Source organism: Leptospira bouyouniensis (assembly GCF_004769525.1).
Taxonomy (GTDB): domain Bacteria; phylum Spirochaetota; class Leptospiria; order Leptospirales; family Leptospiraceae; genus Leptospira_A; species Leptospira_A bouyouniensis.
The window spans coordinates 411,596-429,827 of the sequence record NZ_RQFT01000003.1; the positions used below are offsets into that span (position 1 = coordinate 411,596).

Consider the following 18,232-nt stretch of genomic DNA (forward strand, 5'->3'; position numbering starts at 1 on the left):
AGCATACATACCGGTCGGTATGTATTTGCAAGAACTTTTTTCCTCATTTTTCTTTCGCCTGGAATATTCTGAAAAAAAAATGGGACATACTGGTTGGTGTATTTCTTGCTTGGATTTCGTTTTTCCGCAATTTAGGATAAAAATGAAGAAGGAACCTACCAAACTGCGTCTGTTATCAGTAAGCCGTAACCTTTTTCTTAGACAAGGATACGCAGAAACGGGTTTGAACCAAATTGTGGGAGAAGCAAAAACCGTAAAAGCCAGTTTGTACCAACATTTTTCATCCAAAGAAGAATTAGGAAAAGAAGTCCTCAAAATTTACTCAGACGAAAATTTAAATCTACTTAAAACTTTGATGAAACGAAATCCAAAACCTTTGGACTTCATCAAAGCCTGGGTTCGGATTCTTATGAGGGAAGCTAGGCAATCACAATTGTTTGGCTGTGGGATGGCAAACTTCCGTGCCCAAATTAATCCTATGGAACACCAAATTCGTTCCGAGATTGAAAGGATTGCAAAAGAAACAATTGATTGTTTGACAGATTTTTTAGAAGAATCAATTCAAAATGGATATACCAAACCAACAGTAGACCCTCATTCACTCGCTAAACAACTGTTCATTGTATATGAAGGTGTTTTGCAAAGTTACCGTCTTTTGGATGATAAAAAATCTTTAGATGAATTGTATAAAATAGCAGAAAACCTAATTCCTATATCCGAATGAAATCAAATCTATTTGGGTTTTCGTTTTCAATTTTCCTAACTACATTTCTGATTTTCATTTTAGGATCTAATGTTATTTATGCTGAGGGAAACATTGAAGTTACGATCCAACTTGTAAAATCGAATTCAGGGAAACCCGTTCAAAATGCTGTAGTTATATCTAAATCTGGAAAAACCAGTGGGATCTCAAACGCAGAAGGGATCGCCAAACTAAAGTTTCCCGAAATTGGCTATTATGAAATCAAAGTTTCTACTGCCGACAAAACCGAATCGTTAGTTCGTGAAGTCCGCTTTAAAGGGCAAGTTATCCTAATCTCGATAGCAGAATCAACTGTCTCTGGAATTTTGGTAAGTGGGGAAAGGGACAAAACCCCTCTCTCTCGTTACGGTCTGGTCCAAGACGAAATCAAACGTTTGCCAGGTGTTTCTGGCGATTCACTGAAAGCATTACAAACCGTTCCAGGTGTTGTGATCGGTGCACCTGTTGGAATTTTACCTTCCGTTTTTACAAATATAGGAACTAATTTGATCACAGGAAATCCTTACTCCAATAGTGAAAGAGGAGATCTTTCATTACGTGGTGGTGGTACAAGGCAAAACCAATATTACTTTGATGGTTTCCCTTTACCTTATCCTTTCCATTTGGGAAATCAATCTTCTGTTCTAAATAATAATCTAATAAAATCTTTTGATGTGTATACAGGTGCATTTCCGGCTAAATATGGTTATGCGACTGGAGGAATCATCGCCATTGAAGGGACTGATCGAGTTGAAGAAAATAAAACCATAATCAATATAAATTTATTTTTATCTGATATTTATAACCAAACAAAAGTTTTGCCAGGACTTGCTATGATAAGTTCTGGTCGCAAAAATTATCCAAATGTGGTACTTTTACAAACTTACCCTCAAGGAATCCCAGAAGATGCCAAATATGCAGAATATCATGACTATCAATGGAAATTGATTTGGGACATCAACCAAGAACACCGAATCACAATCCAAACTTTTGGTACTAGAGACAGGCAAGCATATACAAAAGCCCAAGCAGATTTTGAACGCGGAGGTGAAGACCCACGACCACCGACTGGACTCGATCGAATGTTTCGGACAGATGCAGCTCGTTATATTTGGAAAGGAAAATCCTTTCGTAATACTTTGTCATATTCTCGGACATGGTTTGATGAATTTTTTGAACTTCGTTTTACTAACCCACTCACAGCTGAGAATATTTTTGGATTACAAAATCGAACTTCCGATTCTATCACGTATGTTCAAAATGCTTTTGAATGGGAATTGTGGGAAGAACACTTAAAATTTGAAGTTGGTGTACAAGGTAGATTTCGTGAGACAACCCTTAAAGGAGAAAATATCTCTTCGTATAATCGTTTGTTTTATAATATTTTTAATGATCTATTAAATTCTAATGCAGCATTTCGATCTGTCATCGATGGAGATCGCATTCGATACCGAGAAAAATCCGCATATTCAGAATTCCAATTTAAATATGGTGGAATTCGCCTAACACCAGGAGCGCGAATTGACCATTATTCAGGAAGTAATGAAAGTAATTTGGCACCAAGGATTACTGCTGGGTATGTATTTGAATCTACCAAAACAAGTATTATGGCAGGGCATGGAATCCACTATAATGCACCTGTTTCAGTGGAAGCTTTGTCAAAAAAATCGGGAAATCCTAATTTGTTTATGGAAAGAGCAGAGCATAACTCTCTGGGCGTAAGCCAAGATTTTGGAAATAATTGGCAGATCAAAATCGAAGGGTTCCATAATATCTTTCAAAATATCATTGTCCCTGATTCATATATCGTGGATCCATATGCTCTTAATAATGACACTCGCATATTTGTGAATGAAACAGCAAAAGTTCTAGCAAATCCTATTAAAGCTAAAAATTTAAACTACTCAAATGCCGGTTATGGATATTCTGAAGGTGTAGAAATCTTTCTAAAAAAAACAAAAGACCCAAGGGAACAAGCTGGATTATTTGGTTGGATTTCATATACAAATTCCATCACAAAGCGAATTAATAACCAATCTCGACTTTCAAGTGATGAATCAAGGAATCGAACCTTACAAAATAATACAAGAACTCTACTTGCCCAAACCAAACTTGGAACAAATTACTTAAACTATTATGATGATAACAACTTAGAAGTGATCTATAATAATGACAAAGAAGAGTTGTATGATTTAGACCGAACCCATATTCTCAATTTAGTTTTTGGATATAAATTCAATTCGGAATGGATGGTAGGGGGAAGATTTCGTTACTTTTCAGGTACACCTTACACTCCCATAACAGGCGCTACGCGAGCAAACGAAGCAGCAACTTTTGGTTTGAGTTTATATTTCCCAAATTATTCTGGAAATTATAATAGTGATCGGTTTTTGCCTTTCCACCAGTTTGATTTACGAATTGATCGAATAGAAAACTATTCTTGGGGGTATATCAATACATATATAGAATTTGTAAACTTTTATGGCAGAAGAAACCAAGCTGGTTTTGAATTTGATAATACAAAAAATTACCAAAGGAACTTAAATCCAAGTCCTACGTACGATACAGTTAACTCACCCTTTATCATATCACAAACTCCAAATGGAAAAATGGCAATCATCCCACTCATCAATATTGGAATGGAGGTAAGATTTTGAGACAAAAAATACTTTTGATCATTTGTCTTTTTATATTTACCAGATGTTTTGAGAGTGGTGAAGATTTACAAAAGAAAAAAGAAGAGGAACAAACATGGATCCTATCCACGTTGTACTGGCAAAGGAATTCGGGAAATTGTATCAAATTGGATTCCAATACAAATACTAGGACATGTAGTCGTAGGCCTTCTGGTGTATGTAATGTAAATCAACTCATAGTGACACAAGCAGAGGTGAATTTTAATTTGAATGAAACTCGAAATATTCAAAATCGAATTCCTGATTGCCAAGAATCAATTTTACAATCTGGTATTCTTTCACAAGGTGCAACTTCGAATTCAAATACGGATACAATCAAATCTAGGTATAGTTTTCAAGTGGTCGAAACTTGTGAAAATGTTGGCATCCAGCCAAATTCTGGAACAAGACTTGCTACTTTTTTCGAAATCCAATGGTTAGAATCTCCCAGGGGAAAAATTACAAAAGCGGCTAAATTGATTGCCGCAAATGGATTTTTACCACAATCCTCACGTGATAAGGCTAACAGTTGTTTGCAGTTAGAATTTCTAGAATGGGAAAAAGAATTGGCCCAAGAAAATAATTTAAACAAAATTCTTCTGGAAATCACACTTCCTTAATTTTGAAAATCCGCTTTCCTTTCTTTTCCACTCATACATTTTGACTTTAATCCCAAGGAAATTTTTAATTATGAGTTTGAATCGATATAGCCGTGTTTTAACCCAAGACGAATCTCTCCCTGCTTCCCAAGCAATGATTATAGGTTCTGGAGTTCCTTACGAAGATCTAAACAAACCCTTCGTAGGAATTGGAAGTACAGGTTTTGATGGGAATCCTTGTAATATGCATTTGACAACTCTTGCTGCATTACAGAAAAAAAGTGTCATCGATACAAAACAAATGGTTGGACTATTGTTTAATACCATTGGTGTGAGTGATGGGATCACCAATGGAAATGATGGGATGAGGTATTCACTACCATCCCGAGAGATCATCGCGGACTCGATTGAAACAATTTCAGGCGCTCATTTTTATGACGGAATTATTTTCACCGCTGGTTGTGATAAAAATATGCCAGGTGCTATCATGGCAATGGCAAGGCTTAACCGTCCATCGATCATGGTGTACGGCGGAACGATCAATGGAGGTCACTTCAAAGGAGAAAAGTTAAATATAGTTTCTGCCTTTGAAGCCTATGGTAAAAAAATTAACGGTAAAATTTCAGAAGAAGATTTTAAAGAAGTCATCAAAAATTCCTGCCCTGGTCCTGGAGCTTGCGGTGGTATGTACACAGCCAATACAATGGCAACCGCAATAGAAGTTATGGGAATGAGTTTACCATTTAGTTCCTCATCACCTGCAAGGAGTGAAGAGAAAAAGAAAGAATGCCAGGAGATTGGAAAGTACATGTACAATCTTCTAGAAAAAGATATCAAACCATCTGATATCATCACTCCCAAATCCATTTTGAATGCACTCCGTGTGATTACGATTCTCGGAGGTTCTACAAACGCAGCTCTTCATATGATTGCCATTGCAAGGACAATGGGAATTCATTTAGACCTCGACCAAATTCAAAAAGTAACTGATACAACACCGCTGCTTGCGGATATGAAACCAAGCGGAAAGTATTTAATGGAAGATCTTTATGCTATTGGTGGGACACCTGCCATCATGAAATTTATGTTACGTGAAGGAATGTTAGATGGTTCTTGTATGACTGTAACAGGAAAAACGATTGCGGAAAATTTGGAATCTCTCCCAGACCTTCCCAAGGATCAAGACTTACTTCGACCAGTAAGTAACCCAATCAAAAAGGAAGGCCATATACAAGTGTTATATGGAAACATTGCCAAAAAAGGAGCAGTTGCCAAAATTACTGGGCATGAAGGCGAAATGTTTGAAGGCAAAGCTATCTGTTTTGATTCAGAGGTAGAAGCAAACGAAGGGATTCGTGATGGAAAAGTGAAACCAGGTCACGTTGTTGTGATTCGTTACGTGGGACCAAAAGGTGGACCAGGGATGCCAGAGATGTTAAAGCCAACATCGGCAATCATAGGTGCAGGGCTAGGTGACAATGTTGCACTCATCACAGACGGAAGGTTTTCTGGGGGAAGTCATGGTTTCGTTGTAGGTCACATCACACCTGAAGCGATGGAAGGGGGAGAAATTGCCCTTGTCGAAGATGGAGATGTGATTTCTATCAATGCAAAAACAAATACACTCGATCTCAAAGTGAGTTCAGAGGAAATCGAGAAACGCCGTGCAAAATGGAAAAAACCACCCTACCGCATCACAAGTGGTTACCTATGGAAGTATATCCAAATGGTAAAAGATGCCAGTACAGGATGTTTGACGGATCGGTAAACAACCGATCCCTAACTCAGTCATCCGAAAAAGTTACTTAGATTTTGCTGGATATTCCTCTTTCCCATTTGCATGTTTGGCGAATCGACCTTTGCCTACATGGACGGGATCATAAGAATCCCAAGGCCAACCACCAAATTGGGTCCTTCGGTAATCATCAAATGCTTGTTGGATTTCCTCTTGTTTGTTCATAACAAATGGTCCGTATTGTACCACTGGTTCAGCAATAGGTTTACCTTCTAAAATCAAAATTCTCCCAACTTCCGAACCATTGCGAATCTCAACAGCTTCATCCGATTTTAAATTGTACATATGTTTTCCGGGAACTTGGGTTCCATCCACGACGAGACCTTCACCTCGGAAGTAATACAAATTTCGATTGTATCCTTCGGACGTAGCGGGAATCACAAATTGGACATCCGCATCTAAATCTAAGATATAAATTCCGACTTCGTTTGACGGATCTCCTGCCCAGGAATTTGGAGGAGGGTCTAAAGCTTTGTCACCAAACAAAGATCCTGCGACTGTTTTAATTTTCACTTTTTTCCCGTTTGAATCTGATACCAATTTTACAGGAATATCTTCATTCCAAAACATTTTAAAATGCGGATCAACAAACTTATGTTTAGCGGGTAGGTTCATCCAAATCTGAAACAGTTCTAATGTGTTCTCACTTGATTCGTTGATAAGTGGAAACATTTCGGAATGTTGGATTCCAGCTCCAGCAGTCATCCATTGTACATCCCCGTCACCATAACGACCTGCTGCTCCTTGAGAGTCCGCATGGTCAACCAATCCTCGCTGAACAATAGTTACGGTTTCAAATCCTCTGTGGGGGTGGCCAGGAAATCCTGGGATGGTTTCTCCGTGATACATCCTCCATCCGTCTTTTCCGGCAAAGTCTTGCCCAATTTGTCTACCTTGAAGGGAATCGTTTGGTCCAAACTTTCCATTTCCTTTTGGATAAAAATCTTCGTGGTGGACACAAAATAAAAAAGGATCGGAGGTAGGCCATTGGAAGTCTAGTTTTTGTGCATATAATATTGATTTGTGTTTCATTGTTGTCCTATCTCCAAAGGATTCTCCTTCTACAATTAAGACAAGGAAACTAGGTTAAAAGTTTTTCACAAGAGATACATTCACTCCAAAAGATCCAAATTCTTTCGAACTTTGGGAAGAATTGATATCTGGAACTGAGCTAAGCTCGACAGGTGTTTTCCCTTGCCCTAAATTAAATCCTGTTACCTCCGATACACTGAAGGATGATATTTGGTAAAATCCACCGTATTTAATTCCCAAGGTATCAAACACTTTCCATACAAGACCTAACTCCAAAGATACAGTTGCACCCCCAAGTCCTCGCATCAATCCTTCTTTGGATTGGAAAGCAGTGAGATCTGTTTTGGTTACAGGAGGACTAAAAACTACTTGGTTACTTGCATTTAAAGTTCCAGTAGAAGAGGTTTCAATTCCATAGTTCAAAAGTTTTAATTGTCCGGCAAAGATCGTCAGGTCCCCGATCATATAAAAATTGAGCCAATCCGTTATGGAGGTTGCGAATCCATAGTTCATTCCATAATTTTTTGTTTTAAACTCTACAGTTCCAGTTGAAAGAGCATAACCCTCTGTTAGGTTTTGATCACCGGTTCGTAAAAATGGAAACTTAATTTGAAAGGATTGGAACGGACCTTTGGAGGAAAGTTCTGAATAATTAAAACTCAATTCTGTTGATGTGGAATCAGTTAGATAATTGATAGGTCCCAAACCAATTTTAAAACCAACTTCGTTTGTACCAGACCGGATTCGATCATTTAAATACAAACCATTCGTACTAAAGCTTGTTCTAGTATCATTGTATTGCTCGCCCTTTGCATAAACAAAACCTACAAAAAAATCTTCTGTAAACTGGTGTGAATATTTGATACGGGGAGAAATTGTTGATGTTGGTCTCGATTCTGCACTTTCGGTAATGATCCCTGGCGGATTTAGATTATTGGTCGTGTTACCGCTGTTTACAAAACTTGAAGCAACCCTTGCTGAATTTAGAATACTGGAGACAGATTGAGGTCCCCCTTCGGATGGTGTTTGCACAAATGTACCTGCAAGTTCCAATACTGCCAATCGAGAACCAAAGAATGATTTTTTTGAAGATGGAGATTGTTGTGTAATTGTTCCTTGGTTAGTTTGGTCTACTTGTTGAGCAAACAATGGAATACAAACAAATAAAGTAAGGAAAATGTGTTTTAGTAAATAGCTTCGCATACTTGCAAAAATCCAAAAAATGGTTTTGCTATCGATTAAAAAAAATAAGCAGCGAGAGAAATGGAAAAAAAATGATAATTCTTGTGAATGAAACTTCCTTTATATTGTGATATGTCCTAATTCAAAATAAAAAGTTGTTCCAAGCTGTACTTGGCTCTCGACCCAAATTTTTCCACCGTGTTGTTCTACAAAATCTTTAATTAGGATGAGACCAAGACCTGTACCAGTTTCTTGTGCAGTGCCTGGAGTCGAATACTTTTGATCCAAACGAAACAAAGTATTCATTCGTTCCTTGGACATACCGATCCCTTCATCTTTTACATAAAATCGGTAGAAGATAGGATTTGAATGATCGATTGGATCCTGTTTTATAAATCCTATTTCAATCTTTTGGTTATGATTGCTATATTTAATAGCATTTGATAAAAGGTTACGAAAAATAGTTTCCACCATAAAAACATCAGCAACTAGTTCAAACGTTTCTGGGATCAGATTTAGCACATTGATATGTTTTTTCTGAATGGATAATGATAAGAGATCGATTGTTTTTTGAATTATATCATATAAATTGAATGCAACTGGTTTGAACTTGGTATTACCGTTTTGTGTATTTGCCCAATGGAGTAAATTTTCCATCAATGAATATATTTTTTCAGACGATTCACTGATGATTTGTAAATTGACATCTCTTTCTTCTATTGATAGGTCCGAGATTTTTTCACTTAATAGTTTTGTGAATTCCCTATGAGCTCCCAAAGGCCCTCGTAAATCATGCGCGATGATGGAAAAGAATTTATCCTTTGTCGCATTTAATTCTTCAAGTCGTAAGGCAGCTTGTTTTAATTTTTCTTCATTTGATTTTTGTTCAGTGATATCTCTTACTATTGCACAGTTATATTTTTTACCATCATATTCAACTAAGTTCACTGTCACTTCTATTGGGAAAGGAGTACCATCTTTTCTTTTGTTAATTGTTTCTATAGTGAAAGTTTTTTTTTCTAAAATATCTTTCCAATGTGTATCCCAAATCTCTTTTGTGAACAACGGATCTACTTCGAGCACAGTCATTGATAGAAGTTCTTCTTTTGAATATCCATAATTGATACATGCTGCATTATTTACAAAGACATACTTTCCATTTTCATCTATCCATAGGATAGTATCAGAAATTGAATCGATCGAAAACTGAGTAAATTGTAATAGATGGTTAATCTTTGTTTGTTGATCATCAAACAAATTTTGATTTTGTTTTAGAATATGGTTTTCCTTTTCAAGCCTCTGGATTTCTGCAATTAAGGTTTCGTATGATTCAGGCGAAGTCGGCATAAGGAATAACATATTTTCGTAATTAAAGAAAAAATTGCCAAGAATTAAGTGATTGAAGAAAGAGAAATCCATTGATTGGAATTTGACTTGACCAATACAGAATTTTCGATTTTACTAAACACCTTCTCATTATGGCTTGTTTGTTTTGTCAAAAAGGTTTCAATACTTTTTCTCGATTGGAACCCATCCATGATTTAAATCAAACTCCTGAGTTTACAATCCATGATATTGTTGGAGAATCTCGGAATCCCTACCGAGAAATTTATGAGTGTTCGGATTGCCATCATTTCTGGTGGATCCGAGTCAAAGGGACAGGTGATCCTAGGTCCACTTATCCTGAGTACTATGAACAAACCGCAGAGTTATTCGACGACCAACGTTCAGAATTGATTCAGAACCCAACCGTTGCCCAATTATTGCAACATTCGGAATCAAAATTTCCTTACACATTTTTTCCCGAAATTCTAGAAACAATCTCCAAAAGGGAACCAGAGACTCTCAAAAGAATTTTTTTAGATCGAGTTCCGAATTTACCAAGTTCAGCCAAACAATGGTTACGCAAGTGGTTTCAAAAACAATTTCCAAAGGATTACGATGAGGAGAAGGAAAGAGGTTTCCCGAGCCATGCAAGTTTAGTGATACCTTTAGCTAACAATGAATTGGTATTGGTCACTGAATGGGTTGCGATAAACCAATGTGTCGTATTATCGGAAATAGATGATTTGTATACTTTGACTGCTATAAAATTACCAGAAAATAAGGTCCTTTGGAAACAAACAGTGAATCGACCTTTTTTAGAAGGAATCTCGATTCCATATTTATTTTACCAATCCGGTTATCTTTGTTATTTCCAAGGATTTCAAAATGGTTCAGAGTATTTTTCTCAACTCAATCGACCAAACGAATTACTTGTGTTTGATCTACAAGGAAATCTATTACTCTCGATACCACTTTCCTTTCGTTGTTATGAAATTCTTTCGACAGAGGAGCGTGACGTTTCTGAAAATCGGGTTATTCAAAATTTTCAATTTTCAATTCTATCGGATACCTTATATTTACCCCATACAAATGAAGTCCATGTTTATGATTTAATTACAAAAAAAATCTTACAAAAAATTAAAACACCAAATGGTGAAATTTTTTCAGGTAAAGTTTTCCAAACAGAATCAGGTGTTATTTTGTTTCATACACTTAAAGGTGTGTTTGCTGTGAATGAAAATTGGGAAATTGTATTCCAATACCAATCAAAATATCATCCTGTCATGATTGACTCCAATTTGAATTTTTATTATTATTATTCCATTATCGAAAGTATCCAAACAGGTGAACAAAAACGATTTTACCAAGAGAAGGATTCCGATATAAAATTGTTATTTGAATTGGCATCACCTCCAGTAATGTTCCCTGAAGGAATTTTGATTCCTTTTGTTTGGGATAAATCGTTTCTCTTAAACCAGAACTTAGAGTTGATCAAGGAATTAGATATCACTTCATCAGACACACTTGGTCCACATTCATTCGGAACAAACAAAGTTCCAATCCTTGTGTCCGATGAGAACATTACCATTACCAATGATTTTGATTCCATCGCGATGATCGATTTTTTAGGAAATCAATTATGTATTCTGCCGATCCAATCGGAGGTTCTTAATGTTTTTAGTTTTGATGGAAAACACACTGTCGTGATCCTAACTTGTTTTGATGAATATAGTGAAGAGAACCAAGTGGAATTCATTTTTTTGGATCATAAAGGGAAAATCTTGCTTAAAAAAATCTTACCTGGTCCAGAAGGATTGAGTGTGAGTTTTGATGGGATTCTTATATTTGCTCAAAAAAACCAGATTTATTCCTTAGATTTGTTTGTCGAAAGTGATCTATATCTAAAAAATTTATGAAAAATTGTAAATTCATATTCATTCTATGTTTGGTAACATTGTTTAGGATCGAATTATACTCAGAAAGTACAATCGTCAATCTCAATCAATTAAATGATAAACCAATCCAATTAGTACCTTCTATATATGTTTTGGAAGATCCAACAAATGCATTGGATTATTTGAGTATCAAATCGAATGAAAAAAATCTGCGATTTCAAAAGGTAACGAATGCCAAAGAAGCCTTTAATTTTTCTTATTCAAAATCAACTTATTGGCTTAAAGTAAATTTTACTAATCCTAACGAACTTCCGATGGATACGGCACTTGTAATCTCTTACCCGAGATTAAAAACATTGGATTTGTTTTTAGAAACTCATGATCAAGTAAAAAATATTCCTTCAGGATATTCAATTCCTTCCAACAATCGCCCATACCAATCTCGATTTTTTGTATTCCCTATCCAATTTTCTGCGAAATCGTATGCTACTGTCTATTTAAAAGTAAACTCCCCAAATGCAATTAATCTACCGATTCAAATTTGGAAACAAAAATTCTATGATCGGCATGAAATCGACGATCATGTGATACAAGCTCTTTATTTTGGAATCACATTAGCAATGATAACCTTTAATTTGTTTTTGTATTTTATACTTAGGGATATTAGTTATTTTTTATATGTCTTAGTTGTTTTAAGTTCTGCACTTGCTATTGCAACTCACAATGGAATAGCATCGGAATACCTTTGGAATTACTCTCCATGGTTGGATCAATATTCTATAAATATATTCATCTCTGTAGTATTGATTTTGTTTTTGATCTTTATGCGAAATCTCTTACAGACTAAAAATGTTCTTCCAAAATTAGATCCTTGGAATTGGTTTTTTATCGTAGTACAAATCATACTACCCATTGCTTATATTTTTTCTTTTGATACTTTTATCAAGTGGTTAGTATTAAGCCATACGGTTACTTCGCTTTGGATTTTATTACTTGGGGTCCTTTGTTCACTCAAAAAACAAAGGATTGCTTATTTTTTTCTTCTCGCCTTTTCTTTTTTATTTTTAGCCTTAATTATATCTACTTTGAGAGCACTTGGTTATATTCCAACAAATGTATTTACAATTGAAGGGCCACAATATGGTTCAGCTGCTGAGATGGTATTACTTGCATTTGCCCTTGCTGATCGATACAATAAGATTATCAAAGAGAAAGAAATTGCTGAAAACAAAGTGAAAATTAATTTAGAGAAATCTAATTTTGAATTAGAGGAAAAAGTTAAAGAAAGAACATTTAAACTAAACCAAACATTAAGTGTTCTACGAAGAGACTTGGATGTCGCAAAAAAAATCCAAGAAAATTCTATCTCCATCGATCCTAATTTAAGAAAAAATTTATATTTCGATTATCGATACTTACCCGTCTCTGAAGTTGGTGGAGATTTTTTTGATATCACACATTTAAAAGATTCAAGTTACAGAATTCTTGTCGCTGATGCAACTGGACACGGAGTTCATGCTGCAATGATAACGATGGCAATCAAAGGATTGTATGATCCTATAAAGGAATTTGAACTCCCACCTAATAAAGTGATCGAAATTTTTAATGAAGAATTTATGGATAATTTTGTATCATTGAATAGTTTGTTAACAGCTATCATTATCGATATTCATTTTGAAAATCATACAATAGAATTTGCGTCGGCAGGCCATCCAGCTGCTGTATTGATACAAAAAGAGAGAACGACTCTTTTACCAAAAACAGGTAGAATGATTGGTTTGAAAAAACAAACTCAATATGAAAATAAAAGACTCAATTTTGGGACTGGTGATCGTTTGTTTGTCTTTACCGATGGTGTTTATGAAGTCGTTAATCAAAAAGAGGAAGAATTTGGTGAAGAACAATTGCATCATCATCTTTTGGAGACGAGGGAGTTGCCCCTCTTTGACGTACTTGATCGCCTGCTAAAAACGCTACAAAATTTTCAAAAAACCGAAGAACGCCAGGACGATTTAACGATTCTGGGATTCGATTTGTGACTAAAATTCTATTTTTGATATAAAATACTTTGATATTAAATTATTTTATATCAAAGTAGGTGACCGGCCTGTCTATTTGATAAGAGGTTTTTCTTTAAGAATTAAAATGAATCCATTGTATCAAAAAACAAAATTAGGCAATTTAGAACTCAAAAATCGAGTCGTCATGGCTCCAATGACAAGGTCAAGATCCATCAATAATATTCCAGGAGATATTGTAGCAACTTATTATGAACAAAGAGCTGAGGCAGGACTTATCATCACAGAAGGTACTTCACCATCTCCGAATGGTTTAGGTTATGCGAGAATTCCAGGAATTTTTTCTTCAGAACAAACCAATGCTTGGAAAAAAGTTACTGAAAAAGTACACAACAAAGGTAGTAGAATATTTGTTCAATTAATGCATACTGGTCGAATTGGGCATGAAAAGAATTTACCTAAATCGGCAAAAGTTTTAGGACCTTCTGCTATTATGGCAAAAGGAACAATGTGGACTGACAGTGATGGAATGTTAGACCATCCAACTCCGAAAGAAATGTCTAAAGAGGAGTTACAATCCACCATCGCAGAATTTGTAACTGCTTCAAAAAATGCCATTGATGCAGGATTTGATGGAGTTGAATTACACGCAGCAAACGGATATTTGTTGGAACAATTTTTACATCCATCATCCAACCAAAGGACTGATGAATATGGCGGTTCAATCGAGAATCGTTTGCGATTTGTTTTAGAAGTTGCAGTCGCTGTAAGTAATGCAATCGGAAAAGAAAAAACAGGAATCCGTTTGTCTCCATATGGCGCATTTAACGATTTATTCCCATTTCCTGAAACACATGACGAATATTCATTGTTAGCTGAAAAATTAAATGAAATTGGAATACTATATGTGCATTTAGTTGATCACTCGTCAATGGGTGCCCCGGTTGTGGAACCAAAAACAGTCAAAGCAATTCGAGAGAATTTTAAGGGAGCTCTCATACTAAGTGGTGGTTATGATTCGATTCGGGCAAATAAAGACATCGAGGCAGGTAACGCAGATTTGGTGGCATTCGGGAAACCATTTTTAGCAAATCCTGATCTCGTAACAAGATTTCAAAAAAATATACCACTTGTAAATTTTGATGAAACTACTTTATATACCCCAGGCGAAAAAGGATACACTGATTATCCATTTTCATCCTAACTAAAATTATGCGAGCGCCCAAAAATCTTTGGGCGCCTCCCAATTTATCTATAACATTGATTGATTTATAAAGGGAACGGGCTCTTTCGGGGTCCGCTTTCGCTCCCGTCCTGCGGAGTTGCTCCACACCTCCTTGGACCTAGCCCTCCAGATCCCTGGCGCAAGAGAGATATCATTTGGATGATTGGTTGGTAGAAACATTCGAGAAGACGAAAATACGAACTAATTTGAAAGAAAAATTTTGAGATTCACAAAGCAGTTTCGTTTTTGCGTGGAATATGATAAGGAGAAAACATTGGGTGGCGGGTCTAGTTCCCCACCCTGAATCGGGTGGGGATTCGCATATCCATTTAGTATCACGCACCTCCCAGAAATACTTGGATTCTTTTCCCTAAATCCTTGACAAAAAAAGCGAATCTAGCTCATTTAACCAAAAGGTTAATTAACTAAATGGTTAAATTTCAACATTCGGAAGAAACATTAGATTCTACATTCCAAGCACTAGCGGATCCTACGCGAAGGAAGATCTTGATGCAATTGGTTTCTGGTGAAGCGACTGTTATGGAATTAGCTGAACCATTTCAGATGAGTTTACCTGGTATTTCAAAACACATCAAAGTATTAGAAAAGGCAGGATTGATTGAACGTGGTAAATCTGCTCAATACCGTCCTTGCCGCATAAAAGTAGAAGCATTGGAAGAAGCAAACCAATGGTTACAACAGTATAAACAATTATGGGAAGAAAGATTAGATCGACTTGATCAGTATTTGATGGAGTTACAACAATCGAAAGGAAAGAAAAAGAATGTTTAAACAAGACATGACCGTTTCGTTAGAAGAAAAAATTGTTAGAATGGAAAGAATTTTCCAAGCACCACTAAAACTTGTTTGGGAGGTTTGGACAAATCCTTTACACATTGAAAAATGGTGGGGACCCAAAGGATTCACTAATCCGACCGTAGAATTTGATTTTAAAGTCGGTGGATCGTATCGTATTGTTATGCGATCACCTGATGGAGTAGATTATCCAGTAGTTGGAAAATTTTTAGAAATTACACCTTATGAAAGTTTTGTTATGACCGATTTAGTTGATGAACATCCAGATGAGTGGGTCAAAGAAGTTCAAAAAATGGCAGGGGTCACTGGTGATCGGTCCATGCTAAATTCAAAATTAAGAGTATTGTTCGAAGAAACGAACGGTAAAACAAAAGTGATTTTGCTAACTGAATTTATGAACAACCAAATTCGTGATGGTTTTGCAAATTCTGGCATGAAGGAAGGTTGGTCACAAAGTTTCGAAAAGTTAGAATCTGAAGCTTTGCCGAAAACAAATGAACTAATTATCGAAAAAAAATTATCACATCCGATCGACTTAGTTTTCTCTGCTTTTGCTGATCAATTAAATATAAATAGTTGGTGGGGTCCAAATGGTTTTACTACGACGACAGAATCCAGAGATTTTAGAGTTGGTGGAAAATGGATTTATACCATGAAAGGACCAGATGGTAAAATCTATCCAAATTTGGTAGAATATAAAGTCATAAAAGATTTCGAATATATTGAATATCTTCATGGTTCTGGAGATTCAACAAAAGATGATAATTTTTTAGTAAAGATTTGGTTTACATCAATAAACAAAAATCAAACAATCATAAAAATGAATATGATATTTCCTAATGCAGAAATTAGAGATACAGTTGTTTCATTTGGAGCTATTGAAGGTGCTCACCAAACAATCAGTAGGTTAAATCAATATTTGAATTAATAATTCAAATTTAGTAGGAAAAATTATGACACGAAAAAGTTTATGGAATGATTTAAAAAAAGCCCTAGCTGGATCTGAAGAAGATTATACTGAAGTTAGTATGCAAAAGGCAGTTTTTCTCCTCTCAGTTCCAATGATTTTGGAGTTAGTTTTAGAATCAGTTTTTGCAGTTGTAGATATCTATTTTGTTGGTAAAATTGGTCCTTCCGCAGTTGCCACAGTTGGACTTACTGAAACATATCTCTTTCTACTTTATGCAGTAGCAATGGGTTTATCATTTTCTGTAACAGCCATTGTCGCTCGAAGGATTGGTGAAAAAGAAAAAGATAAGGCTGGAGTAGCGGCGATTCAATCCATCTGGATAGCTATCATCTCTTCTATTCCCTTCTCAATCGCAGGTATCTTTTATTCACAAGAGCTCTTGGCACTTATGGGTGCAGACGAATGGGTACTTAGTGAAGGTTATCACTATATGCAATGGATGTTAGGTGGTAATTTAATCATTGTCTTGTTATTTCTAATTAATGCCGTTTTCCGTGGAGCAGGTGATGCAGCAATCTCAATGCGTGTACTTTGGATTGCTAATGGTTTCAATATCATTTTGGATCCTATTTTTATATTTGGATGGGGTCCAATACCAGCCTTTGGAATCACAGGTGCTGCAATTGCGACTAACATTGGAAGAGGAATCGGTGTATTATTTCAACTTTGGTTATTATTCAAAGGTGGAAAACACATTAAAATAGTAACCAGTCATTTAAAAATTGAATGGGATACAATTTCGGGCATTCTAAAAACATCACTTGGTGGAATTGGACAGATGATTGTTGGTATGACATCATGGATTTTTATCATGAGAATCTTATCAGAGTTTGGAAGCCAGACTGTTGCCGGAGCAACCATTGCACTTAGGACGATGATGTTTACATTGATGCCATCTTGGGGAATGTCAAACGCAGTCGCAACATTAGTAGGTCAAAATTTAGGGGCAGGAAAACCGGATCGAGCAGAACAATCTGTATGGTTTACCGGGTTCTGTAATATGGGTTATCTAATTCTTGTATCTATCATTTATTTTTTTTATAGCGAGAATATAATTTCAATTTTTAGTACAGACCCTTCAGTGATCATGATTGGATCGGAATGGTTAAGAATTGTTTCTTATTCTTATTTTATCTACGCATGGTGGATGGCAGCTAGCCAAGCTTTTAATGGAGCAGGTGATACGATGACTCCAACCAAAATCAATGTAATCTTTTTTTGGATCATTCAGATCCCTTTGGCGTATACACTCGGGAAATATTTTAATTTCGGTTATAGTGGTGTGTTTTGGGCAATGATGTTGTCTGAAACTTCTGTTGGTGTATATACTTTATGGTTATTCACCAAAGGGAAATGGAAAGAAACAAAAGTCTAATGAAATTTCGGTGAACGTATATGAATCAAAAATTGCCTGCAAATATCGATGAATATATCAATTCTTTTCCAAAGGATGTACAATTGATTCTTTCTAATATCAGAAAGGTCATTCGAAAAGTGGCACCAAATGCGACTGAAGCAATGAGGTATGCAATTCCAACATTCATAGAGAACGGAAATCTTGTTCATTTTGCTGCATTTAAAAAACATATTGGTTTTTATGCTCTTCCTTCTGGGAATCTCGCTTTCCAGAAGGAAATTTCAAAATATAAAAATGGGAAAGGATCGATTCAATTCCCTCTGGATGAACCTATACCATATACCTTAATCAAAAAAATAGTCCAATTTAGACTAAAAGAAAACTTAGGGAAAATAAAGAAAAAAGTTCAAAAAAAAAAGGCTATAAAATTAAAACATCCAATCACAAAGAAGTAATCAATTCAGATTCGTTTTTATTTCGGTATTATTATTTCCTATTTTAGTTTCTCAAAATCATAAAATCTTATTTGAATTTACAAAATTTAGATTTTGTTTTCTAAGTTAACCCTTTAGTGTTCATAACGAGGTACATAAGTGGAGT

The 18,232-nt window shown here is 35.8% G+C and carries 14 protein-coding genes; 11 read left to right on the top strand and 3 right to left on the bottom strand.

The window, feature by feature from the left end:
• Nucleotides 1-142: 142 nt before the first annotated feature.
• The 4 genes from EHQ43_RS03550 to ilvD all read left to right on the top strand — a co-directional run bounded on the left by EHQ43_RS03550 (nucleotide 143) and on the right by ilvD (nucleotide 5,784).
• Complete coding sequence (locus EHQ43_RS03550; RefSeq protein ID WP_135740104.1) at nucleotides 143-724, top strand: TetR/AcrR family transcriptional regulator; 582 nt, start codon at nucleotides 143-145, stop codon at nucleotides 722-724.
• A complete protein-coding gene (locus EHQ43_RS03555; RefSeq protein ID WP_135770154.1) occupies nucleotides 721-3,399 on the top strand; it encodes a TonB-dependent receptor plug domain-containing protein in 2,679 nt (892 codons plus the stop codon). Before EHQ43_RS03550 ends, EHQ43_RS03555 begins: the two co-directional genes overlap by 4 nt.
• Complete coding sequence (locus tag EHQ43_RS03560; RefSeq protein ID WP_135770155.1) at nucleotides 3,396-4,037, top strand: hypothetical protein; 642 nt, start codon at nucleotides 3,396-3,398, stop codon at nucleotides 4,035-4,037. The genes EHQ43_RS03555 and EHQ43_RS03560 overlap by 4 nt, the downstream gene beginning before the upstream one ends.
• A gap of 70 nt (nucleotides 4,038-4,107) precedes the next feature.
• Nucleotides 4,108-5,784: a dihydroxy-acid dehydratase gene (gene ilvD / locus EHQ43_RS03565; protein WP_135770156.1), complete on the top strand. Its 1,677-nt coding sequence runs from the start codon at nucleotides 4,108-4,110 to the stop codon at nucleotides 5,782-5,784.
• A gap of 33 nt (nucleotides 5,785-5,817) precedes the next feature.
• Here the strand turns inward: ilvD and EHQ43_RS03570 are convergent, their stop codons facing one another.
• From EHQ43_RS03570 to EHQ43_RS03580, 3 genes are all read right to left on the bottom strand, one after another.
• Nucleotides 5,818-6,843, bottom strand: coding sequence for a pirin family protein (locus tag EHQ43_RS03570; protein WP_135770157.1), 1,026 nt, complete (start codon nucleotides 6,841-6,843; stop codon nucleotides 5,818-5,820).
• Between the two features lie 54 nt (nucleotides 6,844-6,897).
• Complete coding sequence (locus EHQ43_RS03575; protein WP_135770158.1) at nucleotides 6,898-8,046, bottom strand: hypothetical protein; 1,149 nt, start codon at nucleotides 8,044-8,046, stop codon at nucleotides 6,898-6,900.
• Nucleotides 8,047-8,145: 99 nt separating this feature from the next.
• Nucleotides 8,146-9,372, bottom strand: a complete 1,227-nt coding sequence (locus EHQ43_RS03580) for a PAS domain-containing sensor histidine kinase (protein WP_244242626.1) — start codon at nucleotides 9,370-9,372, stop codon at nucleotides 8,146-8,148.
• Nucleotides 9,373-9,503: 131 nt separating this feature from the next.
• Here EHQ43_RS03580 and EHQ43_RS03585 point away from each other — a divergent pair, with 131 nt between their 5' ends.
• The 7 genes from EHQ43_RS03585 (at nucleotide 9,504) to EHQ43_RS03615 (ending at nucleotide 18,087) form a co-directional block, all read left to right on the top strand.
• The gene (locus EHQ43_RS03585) at nucleotides 9,504-11,267 is read left to right on the top strand and encodes a hypothetical protein (protein ID WP_135770160.1); all 1,764 of its coding nucleotides are present in this window, start codon (nucleotides 9,504-9,506) and stop codon (nucleotides 11,265-11,267) included.
• Complete coding sequence (locus tag EHQ43_RS03590; protein ID WP_135770161.1) at nucleotides 11,264-13,285, top strand: 7TM diverse intracellular signaling domain-containing protein; 2,022 nt, start codon at nucleotides 11,264-11,266, stop codon at nucleotides 13,283-13,285. Before EHQ43_RS03585 ends, EHQ43_RS03590 begins: the two co-directional genes overlap by 4 nt.
• 106 nt (nucleotides 13,286-13,391) lie before the next feature.
• Nucleotides 13,392-14,468: an alkene reductase gene (locus EHQ43_RS03595; RefSeq protein ID WP_135740096.1), complete on the top strand. Its 1,077-nt coding sequence runs from the start codon at nucleotides 13,392-13,394 to the stop codon at nucleotides 14,466-14,468.
• 450 nt (nucleotides 14,469-14,918) lie between these two features.
• Complete coding sequence (locus EHQ43_RS03600) at nucleotides 14,919-15,281, top strand: ArsR/SmtB family transcription factor (protein WP_135740095.1); 363 nt, start codon at nucleotides 14,919-14,921, stop codon at nucleotides 15,279-15,281.
• The gene (locus EHQ43_RS03605) at nucleotides 15,274-16,233 is read left to right on the top strand and encodes an SRPBCC family protein (protein ID WP_135770162.1); all 960 of its coding nucleotides are present in this window, start codon (nucleotides 15,274-15,276) and stop codon (nucleotides 16,231-16,233) included. Before EHQ43_RS03600 ends, EHQ43_RS03605 begins: the two co-directional genes overlap by 8 nt.
• A gap of 25 nt (nucleotides 16,234-16,258) precedes the next feature.
• Complete coding sequence (locus tag EHQ43_RS03610; protein WP_135740093.1) at nucleotides 16,259-17,650, top strand: MATE family efflux transporter; 1,392 nt, start codon at nucleotides 16,259-16,261, stop codon at nucleotides 17,648-17,650.
• A 20-nt stretch (nucleotides 17,651-17,670) separates the two neighbouring features.
• Nucleotides 17,671-18,087 carry an iron chaperone gene (locus EHQ43_RS03615; RefSeq protein ID WP_135740092.1) on the top strand — a complete coding sequence of 139 codons (417 nt, stop codon included), beginning with the start codon at nucleotides 17,671-17,673 and terminating at the stop codon, nucleotides 18,085-18,087.
• The last annotated feature ends 145 nt before the right edge of the window (nucleotides 18,088-18,232 follow it).